The sequence below is a fragment of the Carboxydothermus islandicus genome (genome assembly GCF_001950325.1).
Lineage (GTDB): Bacteria > Bacillota > Z-2901 > Carboxydothermales > Carboxydothermaceae > Carboxydothermus > Carboxydothermus islandicus.
This window is the reverse complement of record NZ_BDJL01000132.1, coordinates 140,559-161,235: the sequence shown is the minus strand read 5'-3', so window position 1 is coordinate 161,235 and position 20,677 is coordinate 140,559. Positions and strand designations below refer to the sequence as shown.

21 protein-coding genes are annotated in these 20,677 nt (G+C 45.2%); 3 read left to right on the top strand and 18 right to left on the bottom strand.

All coding sequences use genetic code 11. From position 1 onward, the window contains the following. Nucleotides 1-9: 9 nt before the first annotated feature. From purM to ciss_RS11315, 11 genes are all read right to left on the bottom strand, one after another. Nucleotides 10-1,041 (bottom strand): phosphoribosylformylglycinamidine cyclo-ligase, encoded by a 1,032-nt coding sequence (gene purM / locus ciss_RS11365; RefSeq protein WP_075866409.1) that lies wholly within the window; start codon nucleotides 1,039-1,041, stop codon nucleotides 10-12. A 16-nt stretch (nucleotides 1,042-1,057) separates the two neighbouring features. Further along, on the bottom strand, nucleotides 1,058-2,416 hold the full coding sequence (gene purF / locus ciss_RS11360) for an amidophosphoribosyltransferase (protein ID WP_075866407.1): 1,359 nt from the start codon (nucleotides 2,414-2,416) through the stop codon (nucleotides 1,058-1,060). Further along, on the bottom strand, nucleotides 2,401-4,569 hold the full coding sequence (gene purL, locus ciss_RS11355) for a phosphoribosylformylglycinamidine synthase subunit PurL (protein WP_439951286.1): 2,169 nt from the start codon (nucleotides 4,567-4,569) through the stop codon (nucleotides 2,401-2,403). Before purL ends, purF begins: the two co-directional genes overlap by 16 nt. 10 nt (nucleotides 4,570-4,579) lie before the next feature. Beyond that, the gene (gene purQ, locus ciss_RS11350) at nucleotides 4,580-5,284 is read right to left on the bottom strand and encodes a phosphoribosylformylglycinamidine synthase subunit PurQ (protein ID WP_075866405.1); all 705 of its coding nucleotides are present in this window, start codon (nucleotides 5,282-5,284) and stop codon (nucleotides 4,580-4,582) included. Nucleotide 5,285: 1 nt separating this feature from the next. After that, nucleotides 5,286-5,531, bottom strand: coding sequence for a phosphoribosylformylglycinamidine synthase subunit PurS (gene purS / locus ciss_RS11345; RefSeq protein WP_075866404.1), 246 nt, complete (start codon nucleotides 5,529-5,531; stop codon nucleotides 5,286-5,288). A 12-nt stretch (nucleotides 5,532-5,543) separates the two neighbouring features. Next, a complete protein-coding gene (gene purC / locus ciss_RS11340; RefSeq protein ID WP_075866403.1) occupies nucleotides 5,544-6,254 on the bottom strand; it encodes a phosphoribosylaminoimidazolesuccinocarboxamide synthase in 711 nt (236 codons plus the stop codon). A 14-nt stretch (nucleotides 6,255-6,268) separates the two neighbouring features. Then, entirely contained in the window at nucleotides 6,269-7,561 is a 1,293-nt protein-coding gene (gene purB / locus ciss_RS11335) for an adenylosuccinate lyase (RefSeq protein WP_075866401.1), read from the bottom strand. A gap of 17 nt (nucleotides 7,562-7,578) precedes the next feature. After that, entirely contained in the window at nucleotides 7,579-8,067 is a 489-nt protein-coding gene (purE, locus tag ciss_RS11330; RefSeq protein WP_075866399.1) for a 5-(carboxyamino)imidazole ribonucleotide mutase, read from the bottom strand. 41 nt (nucleotides 8,068-8,108) lie between these two features. Next, nucleotides 8,109-9,638, bottom strand: a complete 1,530-nt coding sequence (gene guaA, locus ciss_RS11325) for a glutamine-hydrolyzing GMP synthase (RefSeq protein WP_075866397.1) — start codon at nucleotides 9,636-9,638, stop codon at nucleotides 8,109-8,111. Between the two features lie 26 nt (nucleotides 9,639-9,664). Further along, a complete protein-coding gene (gene hpt / locus ciss_RS11320) occupies nucleotides 9,665-10,204 on the bottom strand; it encodes a hypoxanthine phosphoribosyltransferase (RefSeq protein ID WP_075866396.1) in 540 nt (179 codons plus the stop codon). Nucleotides 10,205-10,312: 108 nt separating this feature from the next. Then, nucleotides 10,313-10,984, bottom strand: a complete 672-nt coding sequence (locus ciss_RS11315) for a hypothetical protein (protein WP_075866395.1) — start codon at nucleotides 10,982-10,984, stop codon at nucleotides 10,313-10,315. 99 nt (nucleotides 10,985-11,083) lie between these two features. Between ciss_RS11315 and ciss_RS11310 the strand changes: the two genes are divergently transcribed. Genes ciss_RS11310 through ciss_RS11300 form a run of 3 tightly spaced genes read left to right on the top strand, consistent with a single transcriptional unit; the run spans nucleotide 11,084 to nucleotide 13,277 of the window. Next, on the top strand, nucleotides 11,084-11,638 hold the full coding sequence (locus tag ciss_RS11310) for a pyruvate kinase alpha/beta domain-containing protein (protein ID WP_235837300.1): 555 nt from the start codon (nucleotides 11,084-11,086) through the stop codon (nucleotides 11,636-11,638). A 9-nt stretch (nucleotides 11,639-11,647) separates the two neighbouring features. Beyond that, nucleotides 11,648-11,968, top strand: a complete 321-nt coding sequence (locus tag ciss_RS11305; protein ID WP_075866394.1) for a nucleotide pyrophosphohydrolase — start codon at nucleotides 11,648-11,650, stop codon at nucleotides 11,966-11,968. A gap of 46 nt (nucleotides 11,969-12,014) precedes the next feature. Next, a complete protein-coding gene (locus ciss_RS11300) occupies nucleotides 12,015-13,277 on the top strand; it encodes a DUF1015 domain-containing protein (protein WP_075866393.1) in 1,263 nt (420 codons plus the stop codon). Between the two features lie 48 nt (nucleotides 13,278-13,325). On the opposite strand, the gene ciss_RS11295 is transcribed toward ciss_RS11300, so the two are convergent. From ciss_RS11295 to ciss_RS11265, 7 genes are all read right to left on the bottom strand, one after another. Further along, nucleotides 13,326-14,564 (bottom strand): cytochrome c3 family protein, encoded by a 1,239-nt coding sequence (locus tag ciss_RS11295; RefSeq protein WP_075866392.1) that lies wholly within the window; start codon nucleotides 14,562-14,564, stop codon nucleotides 13,326-13,328. Nucleotides 14,565-14,628: 64 nt separating this feature from the next. Next, nucleotides 14,629-14,829 (bottom strand): hypothetical protein, encoded by a 201-nt coding sequence (locus ciss_RS11290; protein WP_075866391.1) that lies wholly within the window; start codon nucleotides 14,827-14,829, stop codon nucleotides 14,629-14,631. A gap of 137 nt (nucleotides 14,830-14,966) precedes the next feature. Then, complete coding sequence (locus tag ciss_RS11285; RefSeq protein ID WP_075866390.1) at nucleotides 14,967-15,878, bottom strand: NHL repeat-containing protein; 912 nt, start codon at nucleotides 15,876-15,878, stop codon at nucleotides 14,967-14,969. Nucleotides 15,879-16,025: 147 nt separating this feature from the next. Next, complete coding sequence (locus ciss_RS11280; RefSeq protein WP_075866388.1) at nucleotides 16,026-17,030, bottom strand: NapC/NirT family cytochrome c; 1,005 nt, start codon at nucleotides 17,028-17,030, stop codon at nucleotides 16,026-16,028. A 122-nt stretch (nucleotides 17,031-17,152) separates the two neighbouring features. Further along, on the bottom strand, nucleotides 17,153-18,481 hold the full coding sequence (locus ciss_RS11275) for a sugar transferase (RefSeq protein WP_075866387.1): 1,329 nt from the start codon (nucleotides 18,479-18,481) through the stop codon (nucleotides 17,153-17,155). Next, on the bottom strand, nucleotides 18,474-19,631 hold the full coding sequence (locus ciss_RS11270) for a glycosyltransferase family 4 protein (RefSeq protein ID WP_075866385.1): 1,158 nt from the start codon (nucleotides 19,629-19,631) through the stop codon (nucleotides 18,474-18,476). Before ciss_RS11270 ends, ciss_RS11275 begins: the two co-directional genes overlap by 8 nt. A 23-nt stretch (nucleotides 19,632-19,654) precedes the next feature. Beyond that, entirely contained in the window at nucleotides 19,655-20,602 is a 948-nt protein-coding gene (locus ciss_RS11265; protein ID WP_075866383.1) for an SDR family oxidoreductase, read from the bottom strand. Between the last annotated feature and the right edge of the window lie 75 nt (nucleotides 20,603-20,677).

Genomic DNA, 20,677 nt, shown 5'->3' with positions numbered 1-20,677 from the left:
CCTTCCTCCCTATTCATTAATAATCACCCTGCGCTCCCCCGCGGTAATTTCACCAATTACCCATGCCTTATAATTAAAACTCTCAAACGTCTTAATTGCTTCCTGAACCTTGGCCTCCTCCACGATTAAAATAAAACCAATGCCCATGTTAAATGTCCGCCACATCTCCCTTCGCGGCACATTCCCGGCTTTTTCAATTAACTTAAATATTTTTGGTATTTCCCAGTTTACGGTTATCCGTGCCTCCACCTTTTCCGGTAAAACCCGGGGAAGATTATCTAAAATCCCGCCGCCGGTAATATGGGCCATGCCTTTTATCTCCACCCTTTGCATTAAATTAAGTACCGGCTTTACATAAATCCGGGTAGGAGTTAAAAGTTCTTCCCCCAGGGTTTTCCCAAACTCTTCGACATAATCGGTAAGATGATATTTACCGTACTCCAGGAGAGCCTTTCGGGCAAGACTTAAGCCATTACTGTGGATCCCCGAGGAAGCAATGCCAAGTATAAAATCACCTGCTTTAACGGAACTTCCATCGATTATTTTGCTCTTATCCACAACCCCAACACCAAAGCCGGCAATATCAAAATCTCCGGGATGGTAAACCCCGGGCATTTCCGCTGTTTCTCCCCCAACCAGGGCGCAGTCTGCCTCAAGGCAGCCTTCCGCCATTCCTTTCACCAAGTCGGCCACCTGTTCCGGATTTAGCTTGCCCACCGCAACGTAATCCAGGAAAAACAGCGGTTTAGCTCCCACAGTGAGTAAATCGTTCACCACCATCGCTACCAAATCAATACCTATGGTGTCGTATTTTCCCAGGGCCTGAGCTATCTTAAGCTTTGTTCCCACCCCATCGGTCGATGAAACCAGCACCGGCTCTTTATAACCGGTTACATCCAGGCGATACAGGGCGGAAAAACCACCGATCCCCGCCAGAACATTGGGGTTTAAAGTTTTCTCCACTTCAGATTTAATGCGCCGGACCACATCCATGCCGGCATCGATATCGACCCCGGCGGCTTTATACGTTAACTCCTCCATGGTCTTACCCCCACCATTAATTTATCGGTACCGGGTAATCCCCGGTAAAGCAAGCAAGACAAAAATCCCGTTCCTTAAATATTCCCAGCAATCCTTCTAAAGATAAATAATAAAGTCCATCGGCACCAATATAATTTTTTATTTCCTCAACCGAATACTTTGCCGCAATTAATTCATCGTCACGGGAAATATCAATACCGTAATAACAGGAGCGAATAAACGGTGGTGAACTTAACAATAAATGAATTTCCCTGGCCCCGGCATCTCTTAAAAGCTCGATAATCTGCTTGCTGGTCGTCCCCCGGACAATCGAATCATCAATAACCACAATTTTTTTATCCTTTAAAACCTCACGAATAGGGTTTAATTTTAACTTTACGCCAATTTCCCGTTCTCTTTGGCTCGGCCGGATAAAAGTACGGCCGGCATATCGATTTTTCATTAACCCCTCTTCCAGAGGTATCCCCGATGCCTCCGCATATCCCCGGGCTGCGGCGGTACCCGAATCCGGCACTGGCACCACCAAATCCGCCTTTACCGGGTATTCCTTAGCCAGTACGTGACCCATTTTCCGCCGAACGGTGTTTACATGATAGCCATTAATAATGCTGTCCGGTCGGGCAAAATAGATAAATTCAAAAATGCAAAAGGAATGCTTCATACCCTGCAGGAATTTATAACTTTTAAGGCCGTTTTCGTCAATTACGATAATTTCCCCCGGCTCCACATCCCGAATAAGCTCAGCGCCAATGGTATCAAGGGCCGCCGACTCGGAAGCCAAGACATACCCGTCATGAAACCTCCCTAACACTAAAGGCCTAAAACCCCAGGGATCGCGCACCCCTATTAACTGGTTCTCGGTCATAATCACCAGGGAATACGCTCCCTTCAAATCCACCATCGCCTTTAAAATACCTTCCACCAAATCCGTCTGGGCGTACTGGGCAATAACATTTAAAATCACTTCGCTGTCGGTAGTGGTCTGAAAAATTGCCCCCCGGGACAGAAGATATTTTTTAAGTTCTAAAACGTTGGCGAGATTGCCGTTATGTCCTAAAGCAATTTTCCCCAACTTATAATGAAACACCAACGGCTGGGCATTTATGGGCACGCTGGCCCCGGTGGTCGAATAACGTACATGTCCGGCAGCCACAAAACCTTTTAACCCGTTTAATTTCTCCTCGCTAAAAACTTCCGCCACCAGCCCCATGCCCTTGTGAAGGTTTATATCCCTGCCATCGCCTACCGCAATTCCCGCACTTTCCTGCCCCCGGTGCTGCAGGGCAAAAAGCCCCCAGTAGGTAAGCCGGGCCACATCATACCCCGGAGCATAAATCCCAAACACCCCGCACTCTTCTCTTATTTCAAAGCCCAACGTAGGCCCCCCTCATACAAGGCTTTTAACTCCGATAGCTTTTCTTTGATAACCCTCTGACCGTTTAGGCAAATTTCTATTTCATCATTCCCGTTCACCCGGCCAAGCTTGGTAACGGCAACGCCGGAAGCTTTTACAATCTCTTCAAATTCATTTGCTTTTTCCGGCGAAACCGATACTATTACCAGGCCAACTTTTTCCGAAAAAAGCATCTCCTGCGGTAAAAGGGAAGTGATAAAATCGATGTTTACCCCCAGCTCCCCGGCAAACGCTGCCTCACAAAGGGAAACCGCCAAACCGCCATCGCTAACATCATGAGCAGAGTTAATGAGTCCTTGCTTTTTTAACAAGGGCAAAAGGTCAATTATCTTTTTCCCCTCCTGAAGATCCACCGGTGGTACCGGAACCAGAACATCCCCAAAAAACTCCTTTAAAAACTCGCTTTGTCCGAGCTCCCCGGTGGGTTCACCCAGGAGGTAAATTAAATCTCCCTCGGTCTGAAAAGCCATGGGAATAAGTCCAGTTTCCAGATCGTCAATTAAACCCACCATCCCGATAACCGGTGTAGGGTAAATAGCTTTTTCACCGGTTTCGTTGTAAAAGCTAACGTTGCCACCGGTTACGGGAATATTTAAAATTTCACACGCGTCCTTCATCCCAGCAATTACTTCCACAAACTGCCCCATAATCTCCGGCTTTTCCGGGTTGCCAAAGTTCAAGCAGTTGGTAAGTCCCAGAGGCCTTGCCCCGGTAACCGCCAAATTTAAAGCCGCCTCCAATACCGCCCGTTTGGCCCCTTCCCGGGGATTAAAGTAAACATAGCGGCCGTTGCCGTCGGTTTTTACAGCAATGCCCTTTTTCGTGCCCTTGATTCTTAAAACTGCCGCATCGGAGTAACCGGGCTTAACCACCGTATTAACCCCCACCTGGTGGTCGTACTGTTCATACACATAATCTCTCCGGGCAATATTGGGGTTTTGTAAAAGCCGGCGCAAAGCCTCTCCGCAATCCACCCCAGCCGGATTTACGCTTTGCAGGTTTTTAATCTCCGGAACCTGGTAAGGACGGTCGTAAACAGGAGCCTCCTCGGTTAGTAAGCGGTAGGGAAGTTTTGCCACGCATTCCCCGCCAAAAAATACCTCAATTTCCTCGCCAGCGGTAATTTCTCCCACCACCACCGCATTTAAATCCCACTTTTTAAAGATTTTGATAATCTCGTCCTCATACCCTTTTTCCACCACCAAAAGCATCCGCTCCTGGGACTCCGAAAGCATGATTTCATAAGGGGTCATCCCCTCTTCCCGGAGTGGTACCCTGTCCAGGTAAAGCCGGATACCCGATTTCCCCCGGGCGGCCATTTCCGAAGAGGAGCTGGTAAGTCCGGCAGCGCCCAAATCCTGCATGCCAACGATGTGACCGTATTCCAGAGCCTCCAGACATGCTTCCAGTAAAAGCTTTTCCATAAACGGGTCTCCCACCTGCACCGAAGGCCTTTTATCCTCCCCGTCCCGGGACAGCTCTTCGGAAGCAAAGGTGGCTCCGTGAATCCCGTCACGCCCGGTAGTCGCTCCCACCAAAAGAACCGGATTGCCTACCCCTGATGCTACACCTTTTTTCAGTTTGGAAAGCTCCACGATGCCCACACACATGGCATTAACCAGGGGGTTTTCTGCGTACGATTCCTGAAAATAAACATCCCCCGCCACCGTAGGAATCCCGATGCAGTTACCGTAGCCGGCAATCCCGGCCACCACGCCGGTAAAAAGGTGGCGAACCCTGGGCGAGTCAAGTTTGCCAAAACGCAGGGAATCCAAAAGGGCTATCGGCCGCGCTCCCATGGCAAAGATGTCCCGGATTATTCCTCCAACTCCCGTCGCTGCTCCCTGGTAGGGCTCGATGGCTGACGGGTGATTATGGCTTTCAATTTTAAAGGCAATTCCCAGTCCGTCACCAATATCGACCACTCCGGCATTTTCCCCGGGGCCCTGCACTACCGCCGGACCTTTGGTGGGAAGCTTTTTTAAATGAATTTTGGAACTTTTATAGCTGCAGTGCTCCGACCACATTACCGCACACATTCCCAGTTCTACTTCGTTGGGCTCGCGGTCCAGATACTCGACAATTCGCCGGTATTCTTCGTCGGTTAATCCCATCTCCCGCCATTTAGCCACGGTTAGCCCCCCTTTCCAAGTACGCGATAATCGATTCCCAGATTACCCTGCCATCCTCTCCCCCCAGGATTTTCTCCGAGCAGCGCTCCGGATGGGGCATCATGCCGAGGACGTTACCTTTCTCGTTAATGATTCCCGCAATATTGTAAAGGGAACCGTTGGGATTGGCATCCTCGGTCACTTCCCCCCGGGAATTACAGTACCGAAAAACCACCTGTCCGTTGGCAATAAGCCTTTTTAAGGTATCCGGCTCGCAGTAATAATTACCCTCCCCGTGGGCAATGGGAATTTTCAGTACCTGTCCCTTAAGCGCTTTATTGGTAAAGGGAGTTTCGTTGTTTTCTACCCGGAGGTAAACATCATGACACCGGAAATTTATGCTTTTATTTCTAAGCATGGCACCGGGTAAAAGCCCCGCTTCTAAAAGGATTTGAAAACCGTTACAGATACCGATAACCAAACCTCCGGCTTCGGAAAATTCTACCACTTTTTTCATCACCGGACTAAAACGGGCAATCGCCCCGGCCCGCAAATAGTCGCCGTAGGAAAAGCCTCCGGGCAGAACAATGCAGTCTACATCAAAACTATCATCTTTATGCCAGATATACACCGTTTCCCGGCCAAAGACGTTTTTTAAGACGTGAAAACAGTCGGCATCGCAGTTAGAGCCCGGAAAAACCACCACCCCGAACCTCATCTTAACCCTCCACCTGCACCGAAAATTTTTCAATGACCACATTGGCTAAAAGCTTATCGGCCATTTCCTTAACTCTTTCTTCTATTTCCTTTAAGTCATTTCCCTCAACTTCTAAGGTAATAAACTTGCCAACCCTCACTTTTTTTACTTCCTCATACCCGAGAGCATGCAAGGAATTTTTAATCGCTTCCCCCTGGGGGTCCAAAACCCCGGGCTTTAATTCCACAATTACACGGGCTATTGCCATAATTTTCCTCCTCTACTCCGCTTTTTCTTTAATCCGCTTTAAAATTTCCGTATAGGCTTCGGAAACTCCCCCCAGGTCCCTTCTAAACCGGTCCTTATCGAGCTTTTCCCGGGTATCTTTATCCCAGAACCGGCACGTATCCGGAGATATTTCGTCGCCTAAAAGGATTTGGTCGTGAAATCTTCCAAATTCCAGTTTAAAATCAACTAACAAAATATTGAGCGAGTCAAAAAATTCCTTTAATAATGAATTAACTTTTAAAGCGGTATCTTCCATATACTTTATTTCCTCCGGGGTAGCCAGATTTAACGCCTGCACGTGATAATGGTTAATCATCGGGTCTCCCAATTCATCGTTTTTGTAGTAAAGCTCCACCACCGGAAAAGGTAAGTCAGTCCCTTCGGGAAGCCCCAGCCGTTTGGAAAGAGATCCCGCAGCAATATTGCGGACTACCACTTCCACCGGAATAATGGAAAGCCTTTTAACCCGCTGTTCCCGCTCCCCAACTACTTCAAGAAAATGAGTCTTTATTCCCTGCTTTTCTAAATACTTAAAAATATAAGCGGAAATTTGAGCATTTAAGTAGCCTTTGTTTTCTATTTCTCCTTTTTTCTTACCGTCAAAAGCGGTCGCCGCATCTTTGTAATACACTACCACCTCATCGGGATTTTCGGTGGCATAAACAATTTTGGCCTTACCTTCATAAAGAAACTTTTTCTCCATTTTCATACCTCCCCCTATAAACCAAATCTTTTAAAGATTTCATCCACATATTTTAAGTGGTAATTATAATCAAATAATTCGGCAATCTCTTCGGGTTTTAACAATTTGGTTAACTCTTCATCGGAAAGTAACAGCTCCTTAAAGCTTTTGCCCGTTTTCCAGGCGGTCATCGCATTACGCTGCACAATTTTATAAGCGGTTTCCCGTAAGATTCCTTTTTCCACCAAAGCCAAAAGCACCCTCTGGGAAAAGATTAAGCCGCCGGTAAGGTTTAAATTCTTTTCCATCCGTTCCGGATAGATATTTAAGTTATCGATAACTTCGCTAAAAACGTGCATCATGTAGTAAAGGGTAGAAGTTGCATCGGGTAAAATCATCCGCTCCGCCGAAGAGTGGCTGATATCCCTCTCCTGCCAGAGGACGACATTTTCCAGCGCTGCCACCACATAACTTCTCACCACCCGGGCCAGCCCGGAAATCCGCTCGCACAATACCGGATTTCTTTTATGGGGCATTGCCGAAGAACCTTTTTGCCCTTCGGTAAACGGCTCTTCCAGCTCCAAGATTTCGGTCCGCTGTAGTGTTCGGATTTCGGTGGCAAATTTATCAAAAGTGGTAGCAATTAAAGCCAGGGTTAAGACAAACTCGGCATGCCGGTCCCTCTGGACAATCTGGGTGGAAACTTTTTCGGGAGTTAAACCCAATTTTTCACAAACCCGTTTTTCCACTTCCGGTGGCACATTGGCATAGGTCCCCACCGCTCCCGAAATCTTGCCCACGCTTACCGTTTTAATTGCCGTTTTAAGCCGTTCTATATCTCTTTCAATCTCTGCAGCCCATAAAAGCATTTTCAAGCCAAAGGTAATCGGTTCGGCATGAACCCCGTGGGTCCGGCCGATCATCACCGTATAGCGGTGCTTATTCCCAAGCTCGAGCAAACGCTGATAAATTCCTTCAAGCTTTTTAAGTAATAGCTCTCCCGCCTCTTTTAACTGCAGGGCCAAAGCGGTATCCAGAACATCGGAAGAGGTTAAACCTTTATGAATGTACTTACTTTCCTCTCCTACGTACTCCGCCACATTGGTTAGAAAAGCAATTACATCGTGTTTCACGGTTTTTTCAATTTCCAGGATCCGGTCTACATCAAAGTTGGCCTTTTCTTTGATAACTTTAGCCGCCTCAAGAGGAATCAACCCAAGCTCTCCCATCGCTTCCGCTACCGCAATTTCAACCTTGAGCCAGTTCCGGTACTTGGTTTCCTCCGACCAGAGTTTTTTCATTTCCGGTAAAGTATAACGGGCAATCATCAAAACACCTCCAAAATTTACTCCATTTTTTCTAATAATTTTTGCTCCTTTTCTTCCACTTCCCGGGCAAGTTTTTCTTTATAAGCTTGAAGTTTCCCCGCAAGGTCTTGATCATTTAAGCTTAGAATTTGCACCGCCAAAAGCCCGGCATTTTTAGCCGCATTTATCCCAACCGTTGCCACCGGAACGCCGGGTGGCATCTGGGCAATGGATAGTAAGCTGTCAATTCCCTCGATGGAAGCTTTAATCGGTAAACCTATCACCGGTAACGTGGTCACCGCCGCCAGCACTCCCGGCAAATGGGCTGCCATCCCCGCCGCGGCAATTATAACGCCAAAACCTTTTTCCCGGGCCGTCCGGGCAAAGTTAAGGGCTTTGTCGGGGGTACGGTGGGCCGAGGCCACCTTAACTTCGTACTCCACCCCAAACTCTTTTAAAACCTCCACCGCCTTCTTTACAACCTCCCAGTCGGAGTCGCTCCCCATAACCACCGCAACTTTGTGCATTGTAAACACCTCCTGTAAAATTATGAAAAATTAAACCCCTACTACTCCCATTCGATAGTAGCAGGGGGTTTGCTGGTAATATCGTACACTACCCGGTTTACTCCTTTAACTTCACCTACAATGCGGGCAGAGATTTTTTCCAGCAACTCATAAGGCAACCGGACCCAGTCGGCAGTCATGCCATCTTCGCTGGTCACCGCTCGCAAGGCTATGGTATAGGCATAGGTCCTTTCGTCCCCCATAACCCCCACGGACTGGAGATTCGGCAGCACCGCAAAGGCCTGCCAGGTTTTCCGGTACCAGCCGGATTTCTTTAATTCATCTATAAAAATGTAATCTGCCTCCCGGAGTATGGCAAGTTTCTCTTCGGTTATCTCCCCTAACACCCGGACCGCAAGTCCCGGTCCTGGAAAGGGATGGCGCCAGACTATACTTTCCGGAAGCCCAAGCTCAAGGCCTAATTCCCGGACTTCATCTTTAAATAGCCACCTTAAAGGCTCGATAAGCTGAAACTTCATATCTTCCGGCAAACCACCCACATTGTGGTGGGATTTAATGGTAGCGGCGGTGGCGGTACCGCTTTCCACCACATCCGGATATAAAGTTCCCTGGACAAGAAAACGGATATCTCCGAGTTTGGCCGCTTCTTCTTCAAAAACCCGAATAAATTCATGGCCGATTATTTTCCTTTTCTGCTCGGGGTCCCGAACACCTTTTAATTTAGCTAAAAACCGCTCCCTGGCATCCACAAAAACTAAGTTCATTTGAAACTGCTCTTTAAAGGTGCGGACTACTTCTTCCGCTTCGCCTTTGCGCAGTAAGCCATGGTCCACAAAAATACAGGTTAAATTATCTCCGATGGCTTTATGTACCAGAACCGCTGCCACGGAGCTGTCAACCCCGCCGGAAAGGGCACAGACGACCTTCTCATTCCCCACCTGTTCCTTTATTTCCCGGATTGCCCTCTGGGCAAAAGATTCCATCGTCCAGTCGGGTGTTAACCCGCAAATCTTGTAGAGGAAATTTTTAAGAATTTCCTTTCCTTTAGGGGTATGAACCACTTCCGGATGAAACTGCACCGCATAAAGATTTCTTTCCCGGTTTTCCATAGCCGCAATAGGTGTATACTCGGTTTTAGCCGTTACCAAAAAGCCGTCAGGAGCTTTTGCCACAAAATCCCCGTGGCTCATCCAGCAAATTTCGGTCTCATTAAGACCGGCAAAAAGCCTGTCCCGATTTACGATAAAAAGAGGAGTTTTGCCGTATTCCCTGCCTTCCGCAGGCCGCACAATGCCCCCGAGCTGCTGGGCCATGAGCTGCATTCCGTAACAGATACCCAGGATGGGAATATTTAAACGGTATATTTCCGGATCTACCGTTGGTGCCCCTTCCCCGTAAACCGACGAAGGGCCTCCGGAAAACACAATCCCCCCTGGGTTTTCTTGGACGATTTTTTCCAGGGGGGTATTATACGGTAACATTTCACAGTATATTTTTAGCTCCCGGATGCGCCGGGCAATTAACTGACTGTATTGTCCGCCAAAATCCAAAACTATTACTTTGGACGCCATGTTTACCTCCTTAAAACCTTAAAAAATTATTCCTGGTAAATTTCCGGCTTTAGGACGCCGATATAGGGAAGATTACGGTAATATTCGTTGTAATCCAGGCCGTAACCTACTACAAATTTATCGGGAATGATAAAACCGTTATAATCCACCTTTACTTCTACCCGCCGACGGCTCGGCTTGTTTAATAAAGTACAGACTTTAAGGGATTTCGGATGGCGGTTGGCGAGGTACTTGGTGAGGTAATTTAGCGTAAGACCGGTATCAACAATATCTTCAATTAACAGCACGTTTCTTCCTTCAATCCCGCGGTCCAGGTCCTTTAATACCCGCACTTCACCGCTGGTGGTGGTACCGGAACCGTAACTGGAGACCACCATAAAATCGATGTTCACCGGAATATCAATTTCCCGCATTAAATCGGACATAAAAAGCATTGCTCCGCGTAAAATTCCAACCAATAGCAAATCCTGCCCGGCGTAATCCCGGGAAATTTGCTGCCCGAGTTCTTTAACTTTAGCCCGTATTTCCTCTTCTGATATTAAAATCTCCGCAACATCCTGGTGCAAAGTAATACCTCCCGCTGATTTTTTGTTATTTCTAAAGTTTGATGCGGAAATTATACCAAAAATAATTTACAAATGTCAAGGAATAACTTGTAAAAACTCTTTACAAGGTTAGCCGGGGGTAGGTAATTTCACATCTGCTCTACCTTCTCTCAAGGTTATCCTCACCGCCAAAATTACCGTTCTGTTAAAGCGACTTTTAGCTCTTAGCACTACCCTTTTTAATTTTTTATCTTTTTTGGTCAGATAAAATTTTCCCTCATAATCGTAATACAGATGTTTTAAAATAGGATGCTGGTAATCCGGCCGCCCTTCCAGAACAAGGCATTTTTCCCCGTCTATTTTTTCGGTACCCCGAAACCGGACATTTTCCACCCGGTTAAACGCCAAAACCCTTAAAGGATTTAATTCATTAACCAGCGCTTCCGCTTTCTCCAGTTCGATTCCCGGAAAAGTTAACCACCTCCCGGTTTGGGTATCGCGAAAATAAGTGTTATTATCAATACACAGAATCTCCACCGGCGTTTCTAAAATTTCCCCTTTAACCCAGGTCCCCTCCCGGGTTTTAACTCCTTCAACCCGGCTTAAATACTCCACCTTTTCCCCTTCCATGATACGCACTTCGGAAGTATACCGGTAGGAAGAAAGATTTTCCATCTCCAAAACAGCCTTTTTTATTAAATCCGGATAATTATCATTAGCTAAATAAACCTTTATTCCTAAAATAAAGATAATTAACGTAACCGCTATATATAAAATTTTCCTGTTTACCAAAAAGACCAAGCCATACCCCTCCTGTAACCGCTTTTTTCCAATAATATTGTTGAAATAAAAAAATTATGTCAAAATAAACCTTAGAAAAAAAAAGAAGGAGTGATTAAAGTGAAATTATCCGCCGGACCTCACAATACCGACCTGGTTTTAGAACTTGCAGCCCGGGAAGCCCGGGAACAAAACATTCATAACATTGTAGTTGCTACCTGCAGCGGCGCTACTGCCTTTAAACTTTTAAAATATTGCGACCCCGGGGAATTTAACCTGGTAGCCGTTACCCACCACGTAGGCTTTGCCGGCCCGGGAGTTGATGAACTATCTCCGGAAAACCGGCAAAAGCTTCTGGCCGAAGGCTTTAAAGTTCTAACTACCACCCACCTTTTTGCCGGCATTGACCGGGCCTTCAGGTTTAAGTTTCAGGGAATTTATCCGGCCGAAATTGTCGCCCAATCCTTACGCCTCCTGGGCCAGGGGGTAAAGGTAGCAACGGAAATTGCGATCATGGCCTTAGATGCCGGACTAATTCCTTATGGCGAAGATGTTATCGCCATTGCCGGGACCGGCGAAGGTGCCGACACCGCAGTGGTAATAAGGCCTGCTCATTCCCATAAGCTTTTTGATACCAAAATTAAAAAGATAATCGTTAAACCTTATGAATTTTAGGAGGCAAACATGGATTTAAAAGAAGTACAGGAATTAACTGACAAGTGGGTTAGCCAGTTTAAAGAAGGCTATTTTCCGCCCATGAGTTTGGTGGTAAGACTTGCCGAAGAAGTCGGAGAGCTGGCCCGGGAAGTTAACCACCGGTTTGGCGAAAAAAAGAAAAAACCGGAAGAGCTCTCCGGTTCTATTGAAGAAGAGTTAGGGGATATTTTATTTATCATTGCCTGCTTTGCCAATTCCCTGGGATACGATCTTTCCGAAATTTTTAGGGCTACGATGGATAAATATTACAAAAGAGACCTGAACCGCTGGACGAAAAAAGAAGAGTAGTGTAAACTATAAGCTAATTATTTTATTTTTTTGGGGGGACGGAGCAATGGCCGGTATTTTTTCTTTTCGGGGGATTTATTATAATCCCGAGCTTTTTTCCCAATTACCTTATCTGGTAACTCCTCCATACGACATTATTTCCCCGGAGGAGCAGGAAAAATATTATAACGACCACGAATATAACTTTATTCGCCTGGAACTGGGAAAAACCTTTCCCGATGATACTCCCGAAAATAACCGTTATACCCGGGCCAAAAGCTATTTAAACAATTGGCTTTCCGAGGGTATCCTGGTTCGGGAAGAAACTCCAGCCTTATATCTTTTAGAAGAAATATTTTCCTGGGAAGGACAATCTTACGTAAGAAAAAGCATTTTTGCGTCCGTCCAGGTAGAACCTTACGAAAAAGGAGTAATTTTACCCCACGAAAATACCCTGCCCAAAGCCAAAGAAGACCGCTTAAATCTTCTCCGGGAAACTCGGGTTAACACCAGCCCCATCATGGCTTTATATGATGACAGCCAAAACCAGGCCTTTAATATTTTAAAGGAAAAAGCAAGTTTAATGTTTGAACTCACCGATGAAGGCGGAAGAGTAAATAAGTTTTATAAAGTCGTTGACCCGGAAGCCCTTTTAAAAGTCCAAAACTACTTTAAAGACCAAAAGCTTTTTATTGCCGATGGCCATCACCGTTACGACACCGCCCTTACCTATGCCCGGGAAATGGAGAAAAAAGGTGTTAATGCTTACCGGGTTTTAATGCAGTTAATCCCCTTTGCCGATCCCGGATTGTTGGTCCTGCCAACCCACCGGATAGTCCTAAAAGCTCAAAGTTCTCCGGTCGAAATACTGGAAAAAATCTTAGCCTATTTCACTATCGTCGAAGTACCATTAAAAGAAATTTTAAACCGTTTTGCAACGTTAAAGGAACGGTACGTTTTTGGTATGTGCTTAAAAGATAAAGCTTATCTTCTTTATTTAAAGGAAAACGACCCGGCCAGAGTTTTACCGGAACTGCCGGAAGTTATTGCTCGCCTGCCGGTTACCGTGCTCCACGAACTAATCTTAAAACCCGCAGGCATCGGAGAAAAAGAAACCCTATCCGGTGAATATTTAAAATACACCCGAAACGCCCAGGACTGCCTCACGGAAGTTGTAGAAGGTAAGGCACCCTATTCCTTTTTAGTACCGGCACCCACCGCCGAAGATGTAGCCAATGTAGCTTTATCAGGCAATAAAATGCCGCAAAAATCCACCTACTTTTACCCCAAACCTTTATCGGGACTGGTAATCCATCCGGTACATGATTGATTTTCCCTAAGGGTATTCTTGCGCGCTTTTTTGATGCGGTTGATACCACTAAAACTTATGGCACGCTTCGCAACTTGCCATGTTGGGAAGCCTTTTTAACGCTGAGCGTCCTGCTAACTCGCCGGGAGAACCAACTTCCTCCCGGCTCCCCCAGCCGGATTTTTCCACCCACTCCTGCCACCACTCATCATTTACCCCGTGGGCCACGTGGCAGGTAAGACAAAGGACCTCTTTATCTTCACCGGAAGGTAATTTGCCAAAAACAAGGCCCTTTGGCTTTACATCATTAAATTCATACCCTACTAAATGCCCGGGAGTAATGCCATCGGTATATTTTGCTTTAATAAAGTATTTGGCATGACAGGTGCTGCAGAATTCGTTAAAGCCCTTTAGATATACCGTAAAACCTTCTGAGTCGGTCTCTCCCGCTATCCTTAACGCCGGAAAGTAAAAGATATATAAATCCCGCTCAAAGGACCGGTAAACTTTAACCACCGAATTTTTTAAATCAAGAAAATAATCATCCCGGGAAAGTTCCTTTCCTCCATACACCGTTGCCCTAATACCGATTTTAGTGATTTTAGCCGTAACTCCCGGCACCTCATCATCCTCCGTCACAAAAAGATAAAGGCTGTAAGGATAGTAGCTGATGGCCGGCTTTGAAAACCGGTACTCATTTTCCGATATTTTTTTGAGTTTTTCCAAGGGCACTGACCGCCCAACACTGGATAAAAGCTTTACTTTTCCCGGGTCTTCGGACAACAGGCGAAAATTCTCTCCGCGAAGGTGAGGGTTATGGCAGGAGGCACAGGTCATTGCCGGTATTTCTTCAACATCGGGACTAAAGTTAAAATTATTACCGGGCGCAGCGGTAATTAGTACCGTCCCTTCCGGATCGTGGGTTGATAAGCTTTTTTCTGCATTTTGCGGAAAATCGGTGAATAATCCCCCGGCAGAAATTTGAGTAATACCTACCCGTCCGTGAATTACATCGGGAGCGATTTCCCCCAAAGAGCCATCGTGACAGTGACCGCAGGTAAGAAAAACGGTTTTTTCTAAAAGAAGCTTAGCCCCCCGGGCAGTGTGGGGCGAGTGGCAGGAAGCACAGGCATCGGTATTTTTGGTAAAAGCGTCGTGAATTTTAACCGGATTTGGTGCTGAAAAGGCTGTATAATAGGTTTTTTCCCGTACTTTAGTCTTTGCGGGAAAAAAGTTTTGCCAATTAGCCTGTCCCACCACTATTCCGGCAATTAAAAAAAATATCGTAAGAAAAATTCTTCTTGCCATAAATAAAAACCCCTCCAGCCTAAGTTTTTCCCGACTGGAGGGGGTGTAAACCTTTTACGATAACTTATTTACTATCCCCTGGAAGCCAGAAACGGTCAAAAGCTATGAACGGTGCAGAAAAGACAAAAAATATTATTACCAGTAATATTTCCGGTTTATTTATAAGTTTTGGATAAAGAAGTAAGACTACAGCAACTAACAATATACTCAAATCGTAAAAAAAGAGTAATAACGTTTTAATTATTTTTATAAACTTTTTCGCCATATCTCCTCGCCTCTTTTCTCTATTATTCAGTACTCATTATAGTTAAGAAAAACAATTTGTCAAAGCCTGCCATCCACATTGGGCCTGTAAAAAACCGTTTAATAAAGCACAAACCAGTTATTTTTTCTTTTTGTGACTTATTTCTCGATTTTATAAACCACCACCCGACCATTTCCCTGGTCGGCAACCGCCAAAAGCTCTTCCGCATAGGCAATCCCCGTAGGTAAAAACATCTGATTTAGCTCATGTCCCTTTTCCCCGAAACTCCAAAGATACTTTCCATTTAAAGAAAAGGCATCGATACGATTTAAGAGGGTATTGGCAACAACAATCATATTATCGAAAACAGCAATTCCCCGGGGACAAAGTAAATAGCCATCCCCGAAAACTCCGGTAAAACTTTCTTCAATTTTTCCGTTAACTACGCGATTGGCCGCCGCATCGGTAACAAAAAGCTCATCCCCCACTACCTGTAAATACGAAGGCGAAACCAGATCCCCATTTTTTGTAATGGTTTTCAGGTACCTTCCCTCTTTATCCATAAGGATAACGCTTTTTTGATTGACATCGGCCACATATATTTGGTTGCCTTCCACCCAGATACCCATAGGACTTTTTAAAAATTCCGCCCCCAGTTCCCGTACTATACCACTCTCAGGGTCAATCTCCTTGATAACCCCATCCATTAAATCGGAAACATAGATTTTCCCCTCAGAGTCTACATATATACTCCAGGGATAGGTAAATTCCCCTTTTTGCCCAAAACATGCTACCGGAGTGCCGTCAGTTTCAAAAACATAAACCTTTTTTCGGGCTCCATCGGTAACGTAAATTTTGGCACCCCGGATAAAAACTCCACAGGGTTTGGCTAACTTTTCCTGGTAGTAAGATTCGATAACCAAAAAGGGAGTAAGGGGTTTTGAACTTTTGCTAACCACCGGTAAAAAGTCATTTATCTTAATTTTTTGCTGGTAATTTAAAAACAAAAGAACAAAGATAATTATTAAAAGCCACCAGTAAATCCCCCGCCGTTTTTTTTGCTTTGGCATATGACACCCCCCGCTATTTTTTTCGGATTTATCTTACCATAACTTACCTGAAATTTTTGCCAAAATAGCGGAGGCATAAACCACAACTTTTCCTCGAAAAATCCAACTTAAAAAAGAAAACCTGCCGCATAAACGGCAGGCAGGTTTTTATTCAAACCAGTGGCACTTATTGCAGAAAGTCTGAGCTGCTCCTTCTTTAGACTCGCCCGGCTTCTTGTTGTGGCAGACAAAGCAGTTCTGGAATCCCTTCTCCTTGGCCCAAGTTCCGTGTTTCGGCATCCAGGGCTCCGAGTGGGTAATTGGTTTCTTGGTATGGCAGCTCCGGCAGAACTGGTTACCCCGGGCATACTTCACCACCGGCTCTTTATCCAGGTTAAGCGCCACCATTTTCATTCCGTAATTATGACACGATTCACAGTATTTTAAATCTTCCCGCGCTTTAATTCCATGGATGTTAATCCAGTTAATAGCCGCGTGGTTGTCGGGCGTCTTAATGGTCTTATGACATTTTTCACAGCGGATAGTTACACCCCGGCTAAAGTGACAGGCAATACAGTTATCCATTTCCGGCTTTACATATTTTGTCGACATTTCTTTTTTTCCGCGCTCCGGTGTCCACTCCTCATAGGATCCGGTAGCGGTCAGACCCCGCTCGGCAATTTTCGCGTGGGCTACCCCCGAGTGACATTTGGTGCAGTCCACATGCCGTTTAATGTGTTTATCGTGGGGAACAATGATATCGCCGGCAATGGTATATTCCCGGTTGTTGGAATGACACTGGAAGCAAATTTCCGATTTAATCTCCTTTTCTTCAGGTAAAAAGATAGGCCGCTCATAGGTTTTGGTAACATGCTGGTAAAGCTGCTTCATCGCGCCAACTTTTTCCTTTAACAGGTTCAAAACCCCGGGTTCGATATGACATTTGGTACAGGCAAGCTGACTGTGGGAGCTGGCCTGCCAGGTTACATACTCCGGCAACATTTCGTGACAGGACTTACAAAATCCCGGCGTCATGGTAGCAGCGATAGCTCCTACCGAGCCAGCAGCTATAATTATTATAAGTGCGGAAACCACCAGTATGAATTTTAGCCTTCCTTCCGTTGTTGATAAGTCCACCCGGATTAACCGGCGCTTGGCGCGCTCTGGTTCCACCCATACCCCTCCTCCTATTTTATTTTCTCCTACAAAAAAGCTATTTACAATAATTAAAAATATTCTCTAAAAAACGAAAAAAACCTCCCAGATTTTGGAGGTATAAAAAAATTCTTTCACAATCAAGATGCTTTATCCTTAATTAAAATAACTTTTAAAGTGTGTAAAATAATCTCCAAATCCTTCAAGGGGGTATAAGATTTTGCGTATAGCAAGTCGTATTTTAGCTTATCTTCAAAAGAGGTACTGTATCTCCCTTCAACCTGGGCAAGACCGGTTAGACCGGATTTTAGTTTTAGCCGTAAGGCGTACTCCGGAACCTCACCGGTAAATTTTTCGACAAAGAAAGGGCGTTCCGGCCGGGGACCAACCAGGCTCATGTCCCCCTTAAGAACGTTAATGAGCTGGGGAAGCTCATCAATTCTTGTAGCCCGCAAAATACGTCCCACCCGGGTAATCCGGGGGTCGTTTTCCGTAGCCAAAGTAGGTCCCGTGAGTTTCTCCGCATCTTTTACCATGGTGCGAAATTTATAACAGTAGAACTTTCGCCCGTTTTCCGTTACCCTTTCCTGTAAGTAAAATACCGGTCCTTCGGAATCAAGCTTAATTAAAAGGGCAGTTACAAGCATTATCGGGCTTGCCAAAATTAGGGCAATTAAAGCCAGCAATATATCCATCGCCCTTTTGACCATCTGCATCCCGGCAGGCAAGGAAAGCCCTTCTAAATAAAAAACCGGTAAGTCGCCTATCGATTCAAGCTTGGCCTGGGAAAGGACGATATCATAATAGTCGGGGATAACGTACACCGGAATATTTTCCGATAAAGTTAAAAGTAATATTTCTTTTTTAAGCTTGTCCGGAAGGTTATTACCAATAAGCACCACTTCCGGCCGGTACTTATTGATGGCTTCTTTAACTTCCTCAATTGATCCCGGAGCTGCCAGCTTTCCCGTTACCTCAAAAAGGTCAATCTTGTTATCTTTTATTTTATCACGGGTAAAGTGGATTTCTTTGTGGCCGCCAATTAATAAAAGCCGCCTTGCTCCAAAAACTTTTTTCTCCAGACGCCACAGCCAGAGCCGCCAGGGGATAAAAATTATAAGCTGCAGGATTAGGGCAACCACGAAAACCGTCCGCGGAAAGGCAAAACCCCGGAAGAAGAACGCCATGCCCATGGCTACCGGCAGCAAAAGCACGATCGCCCAAACGGTAGAGGCGATAACTTCTTCCCGGCTTCGTTTATAACTCTGGTATAAGCCATACACATTAAAAAGTAAAAGCCCCGCTAAAGTTACCCACGGGTAAACGGTAAGATAAGCTATAAAGTTTTCTTCAGGAAGCTTAAAACCAAACCGCAGCAAAAAAGCCGCTACAAAGCCGAGGTTTAAGAAAACGGCGTCGATTAAAACGGAAGAAATGGTTAAAAGTTTTAGTTTTGTATTTTTATCCATCAAAAACTGCCTCCGTATCTTTTAAAAGTTTTTTGTACAGGCAGTCATAGGAACTGACCATTTTTTCCACGGTATAATTTTCGCTAAAGATTTCAAAACTCCTTTTTCCCATTTTAAACCTGAGCTCCCCATCCTGTAAAAGGGAAATTATTGCTTTAAAAGCTTTTTCAGGGTCTCCCTCGTCCACTAAAAACCCATTTTCCCCCTCATAAACAAGCTCCGGTATGCCTCCCACTTTACTGGCAACCACCGGCAATCCCGCCGCCATAGCTTCGAGAATCGAAACGGGTAAGCCTTCGTGCCGGGAAAAAAGCGTAAAAACATCAAAATCCCCCAATAAATCGTAAACATCTTCCCGGTGTCCCAAAAGAAAGATTTTTTCCGAAAGCTCCTTTTTTAATATTTCCTCCCGAAGCCACTCTTTTTGCGGTCCATCACCTATAACGACAAAAACAACCCTGTCCCAGTTTTTGATTACCATTTCCGCTGTTTTAAGGAAGAGCTCTAAGTCCTTGGGAGGTGCAAGACGAAGTACAGTTCCTACTATTTTTATTTCATCACTAATTCCAAGTGCTTTTCGAAGCTTTCCCTTTTTTGTTATAATTTCCGGCAAGCCATTGGGAATATAGATTAATTTTTCTTTCCGGGTAATTTTATATTCAAGCCCTTTCCGGTAATCTTCCCGGGATACTGTCACCATCATGCTGCCAAACAAGCCTGCCAGTCTCTCCGCCCAGACATAAAAAAGAAATTTAAGCAGCGGTTGATTTAAGTCAAAAACCCAACCGTGTACGGTAAAAACCCTGACCGGTACACGGGCAAAAAAAGCGGCAATTCGTCCTACTATTCCTGCTTTGGTGCTGTGGCAGTGGACGATATCAAACTTTTCCTTTTTAAAAATGCCTATTAATTTCAATAATAGCTTAAAATCCTTTGTTAAAACTATCTCCCGCTCCATCTCCGGTAGCGGCCAATGTTTTATATACGGATAATCTTTTAACCAGGAAAATAACTCTCCTCCAGGAGCAGCCATCACGGTAATATCGTATTCTTCCGGATTTAGGCCACTAACAATATAATGGAGAACTTTCTGAGCCCCTCCCGCTTCACTTAAGGTAATTAAGTGTAAAAGTTTTATTTTCTTCTTCATACTAATTCTCCAGCATCCACCCTCTATTTTCCAACCTCCAACTTCCTTCTGTGCCACTCAACCGTCTTTTTAAGCCCCTCTTCCAAACTCACTTTTGGCTCAAACCCCAAAATATTCCGGGCCAAAGATATATCCGCCAGGGAATCCCGGACATCCCCAACCCTTGCCTCAGCATATACCGGCTCAATATCCACACCGATAATCTCTTTAATCACTTTGTAAAGCCTATTTAAACTAATCCGCTCTCCGCAGGCAATATTAAATACCTTCCCAGAAGCCCCCCGGGCCGTTAAAGCCAGCATATTTGCTTCCACCACATCATCAATAAAAATAAAATCCCTGGTCTGCAGACCATCCCCATAAATTGTCGGCGGCATACCTTTTAACAAAGCATCGATAAACTTAGGTATCACCGCTGCGTACTGGGATTTGGGGTCCTGCTTTGGGCCGTAAACGTTAAAGTACCGAAGTCCCACCGCTTCAATACCGTAAATCCGGGCAAAAACTTGAAGATATAACTCTCCGGCATACTTCGAGACTGCATAAGGTGAAAGCGGCTCCGGATACATGTCCTCTTTTTTCGGTAAAGTTTCATTATTCCCGTATACTGCCGAAGATGCCGCGTAAACTACCCGTTTAACTCCGTTTTCCTTGGCAGATAAAAGCACATTAATCGTCCCGGTAACGTTTACTTCATGGCATTTTAAAGGATCATCGATAGAAGCCGGCACCGACGCCATCGCCGCTTCGTGCAAAATATAATCCACATCCTCGGTTATTTTTCTTAATAAATCTAAATCCCGCACATCCCCTTTAATAAAGGTAATTTTATTTAAAACTTCCGTAAGATTTTCTTCGTTACCGCTTGATAAATCATCCAGGACAACGACCTCAGCTCCGTCGCGTACCAACCTTTCCACTATATGGGATCCAATAAAACCTGCTCCACCGGTAACCAGGAATTTTGCCAAAGTTAATCCCCTTTCTCTTTACAGTTTTAAACTACAAACATTATACTAAATTTGGTACATTTTTTCACTACACGG

Coding starts and splice junctions, on each gene's coding strand:
- purM (WP_075866409.1), bottom strand. CDS start 1,041: ATGGAGGAGTTAACGTATAAAGCCGCCGGGGTCGATATCGATGCCGGC.
- purL (WP_439951286.1), bottom strand. CDS start 4,569: ATGGGATTAACCGACGAAGAATACCGGCGAATTGTCGAGTATCTGGAC.
- purQ (WP_075866405.1), bottom strand. CDS start 5,284: ATGAGGTTCGGGGTGGTGGTTTTTCCGGGCTCTAACTGCGATGCCGAC.
- purS (WP_075866404.1), bottom strand. CDS start 5,531: ATGGCAATAGCCCGTGTAATTGTGGAATTAAAGCCCGGGGTTTTGGAC.
- purC (WP_075866403.1), bottom strand. CDS start 6,254: ATGGAGAAAAAGTTTCTTTATGAAGGTAAGGCCAAAATTGTTTATGCC.
- purB (WP_075866401.1), bottom strand. CDS start 7,561: ATGATTGCCCGTTATACTTTACCGGAAATGAAAAAACTCTGGTCGGAG.
- purE (WP_075866399.1), bottom strand. CDS start 8,067: ATGCACAAAGTTGCGGTGGTTATGGGGAGCGACTCCGACTGGGAGGTT.
- guaA (WP_075866397.1), bottom strand. CDS start 9,638: ATGGCGTCCAAAGTAATAGTTTTGGATTTTGGCGGACAATACAGTCAG.
- ciss_RS11305 (WP_075866394.1), top strand. CDS start 11,648: ATGGATTTAAAAGAAGTACAGGAATTAACTGACAAGTGGGTTAGCCAG.
- ciss_RS11300 (WP_075866393.1), top strand. CDS start 12,015: ATGGCCGGTATTTTTTCTTTTCGGGGGATTTATTATAATCCCGAGCTT.
- ciss_RS11295 (WP_075866392.1), bottom strand. CDS start 14,564: ATGGCAAGAAGAATTTTTCTTACGATATTTTTTTTAATTGCCGGAATA.
- ciss_RS11290 (WP_075866391.1), bottom strand. CDS start 14,829: ATGGCGAAAAAGTTTATAAAAATAATTAAAACGTTATTACTCTTTTTT.
- ciss_RS11285 (WP_075866390.1), bottom strand. CDS start 15,878: ATGCCAAAGCAAAAAAAACGGCGGGGGATTTACTGGTGGCTTTTAATA.
- ciss_RS11275 (WP_075866387.1), bottom strand. CDS start 18,481: ATGGATAAAAATACAAAACTAAAACTTTTAACCATTTCTTCCGTTTTA.
- ciss_RS11270 (WP_075866385.1), bottom strand. CDS start 19,631: ATGAAGAAGAAAATAAAACTTTTACACTTAATTACCTTAAGTGAAGCG.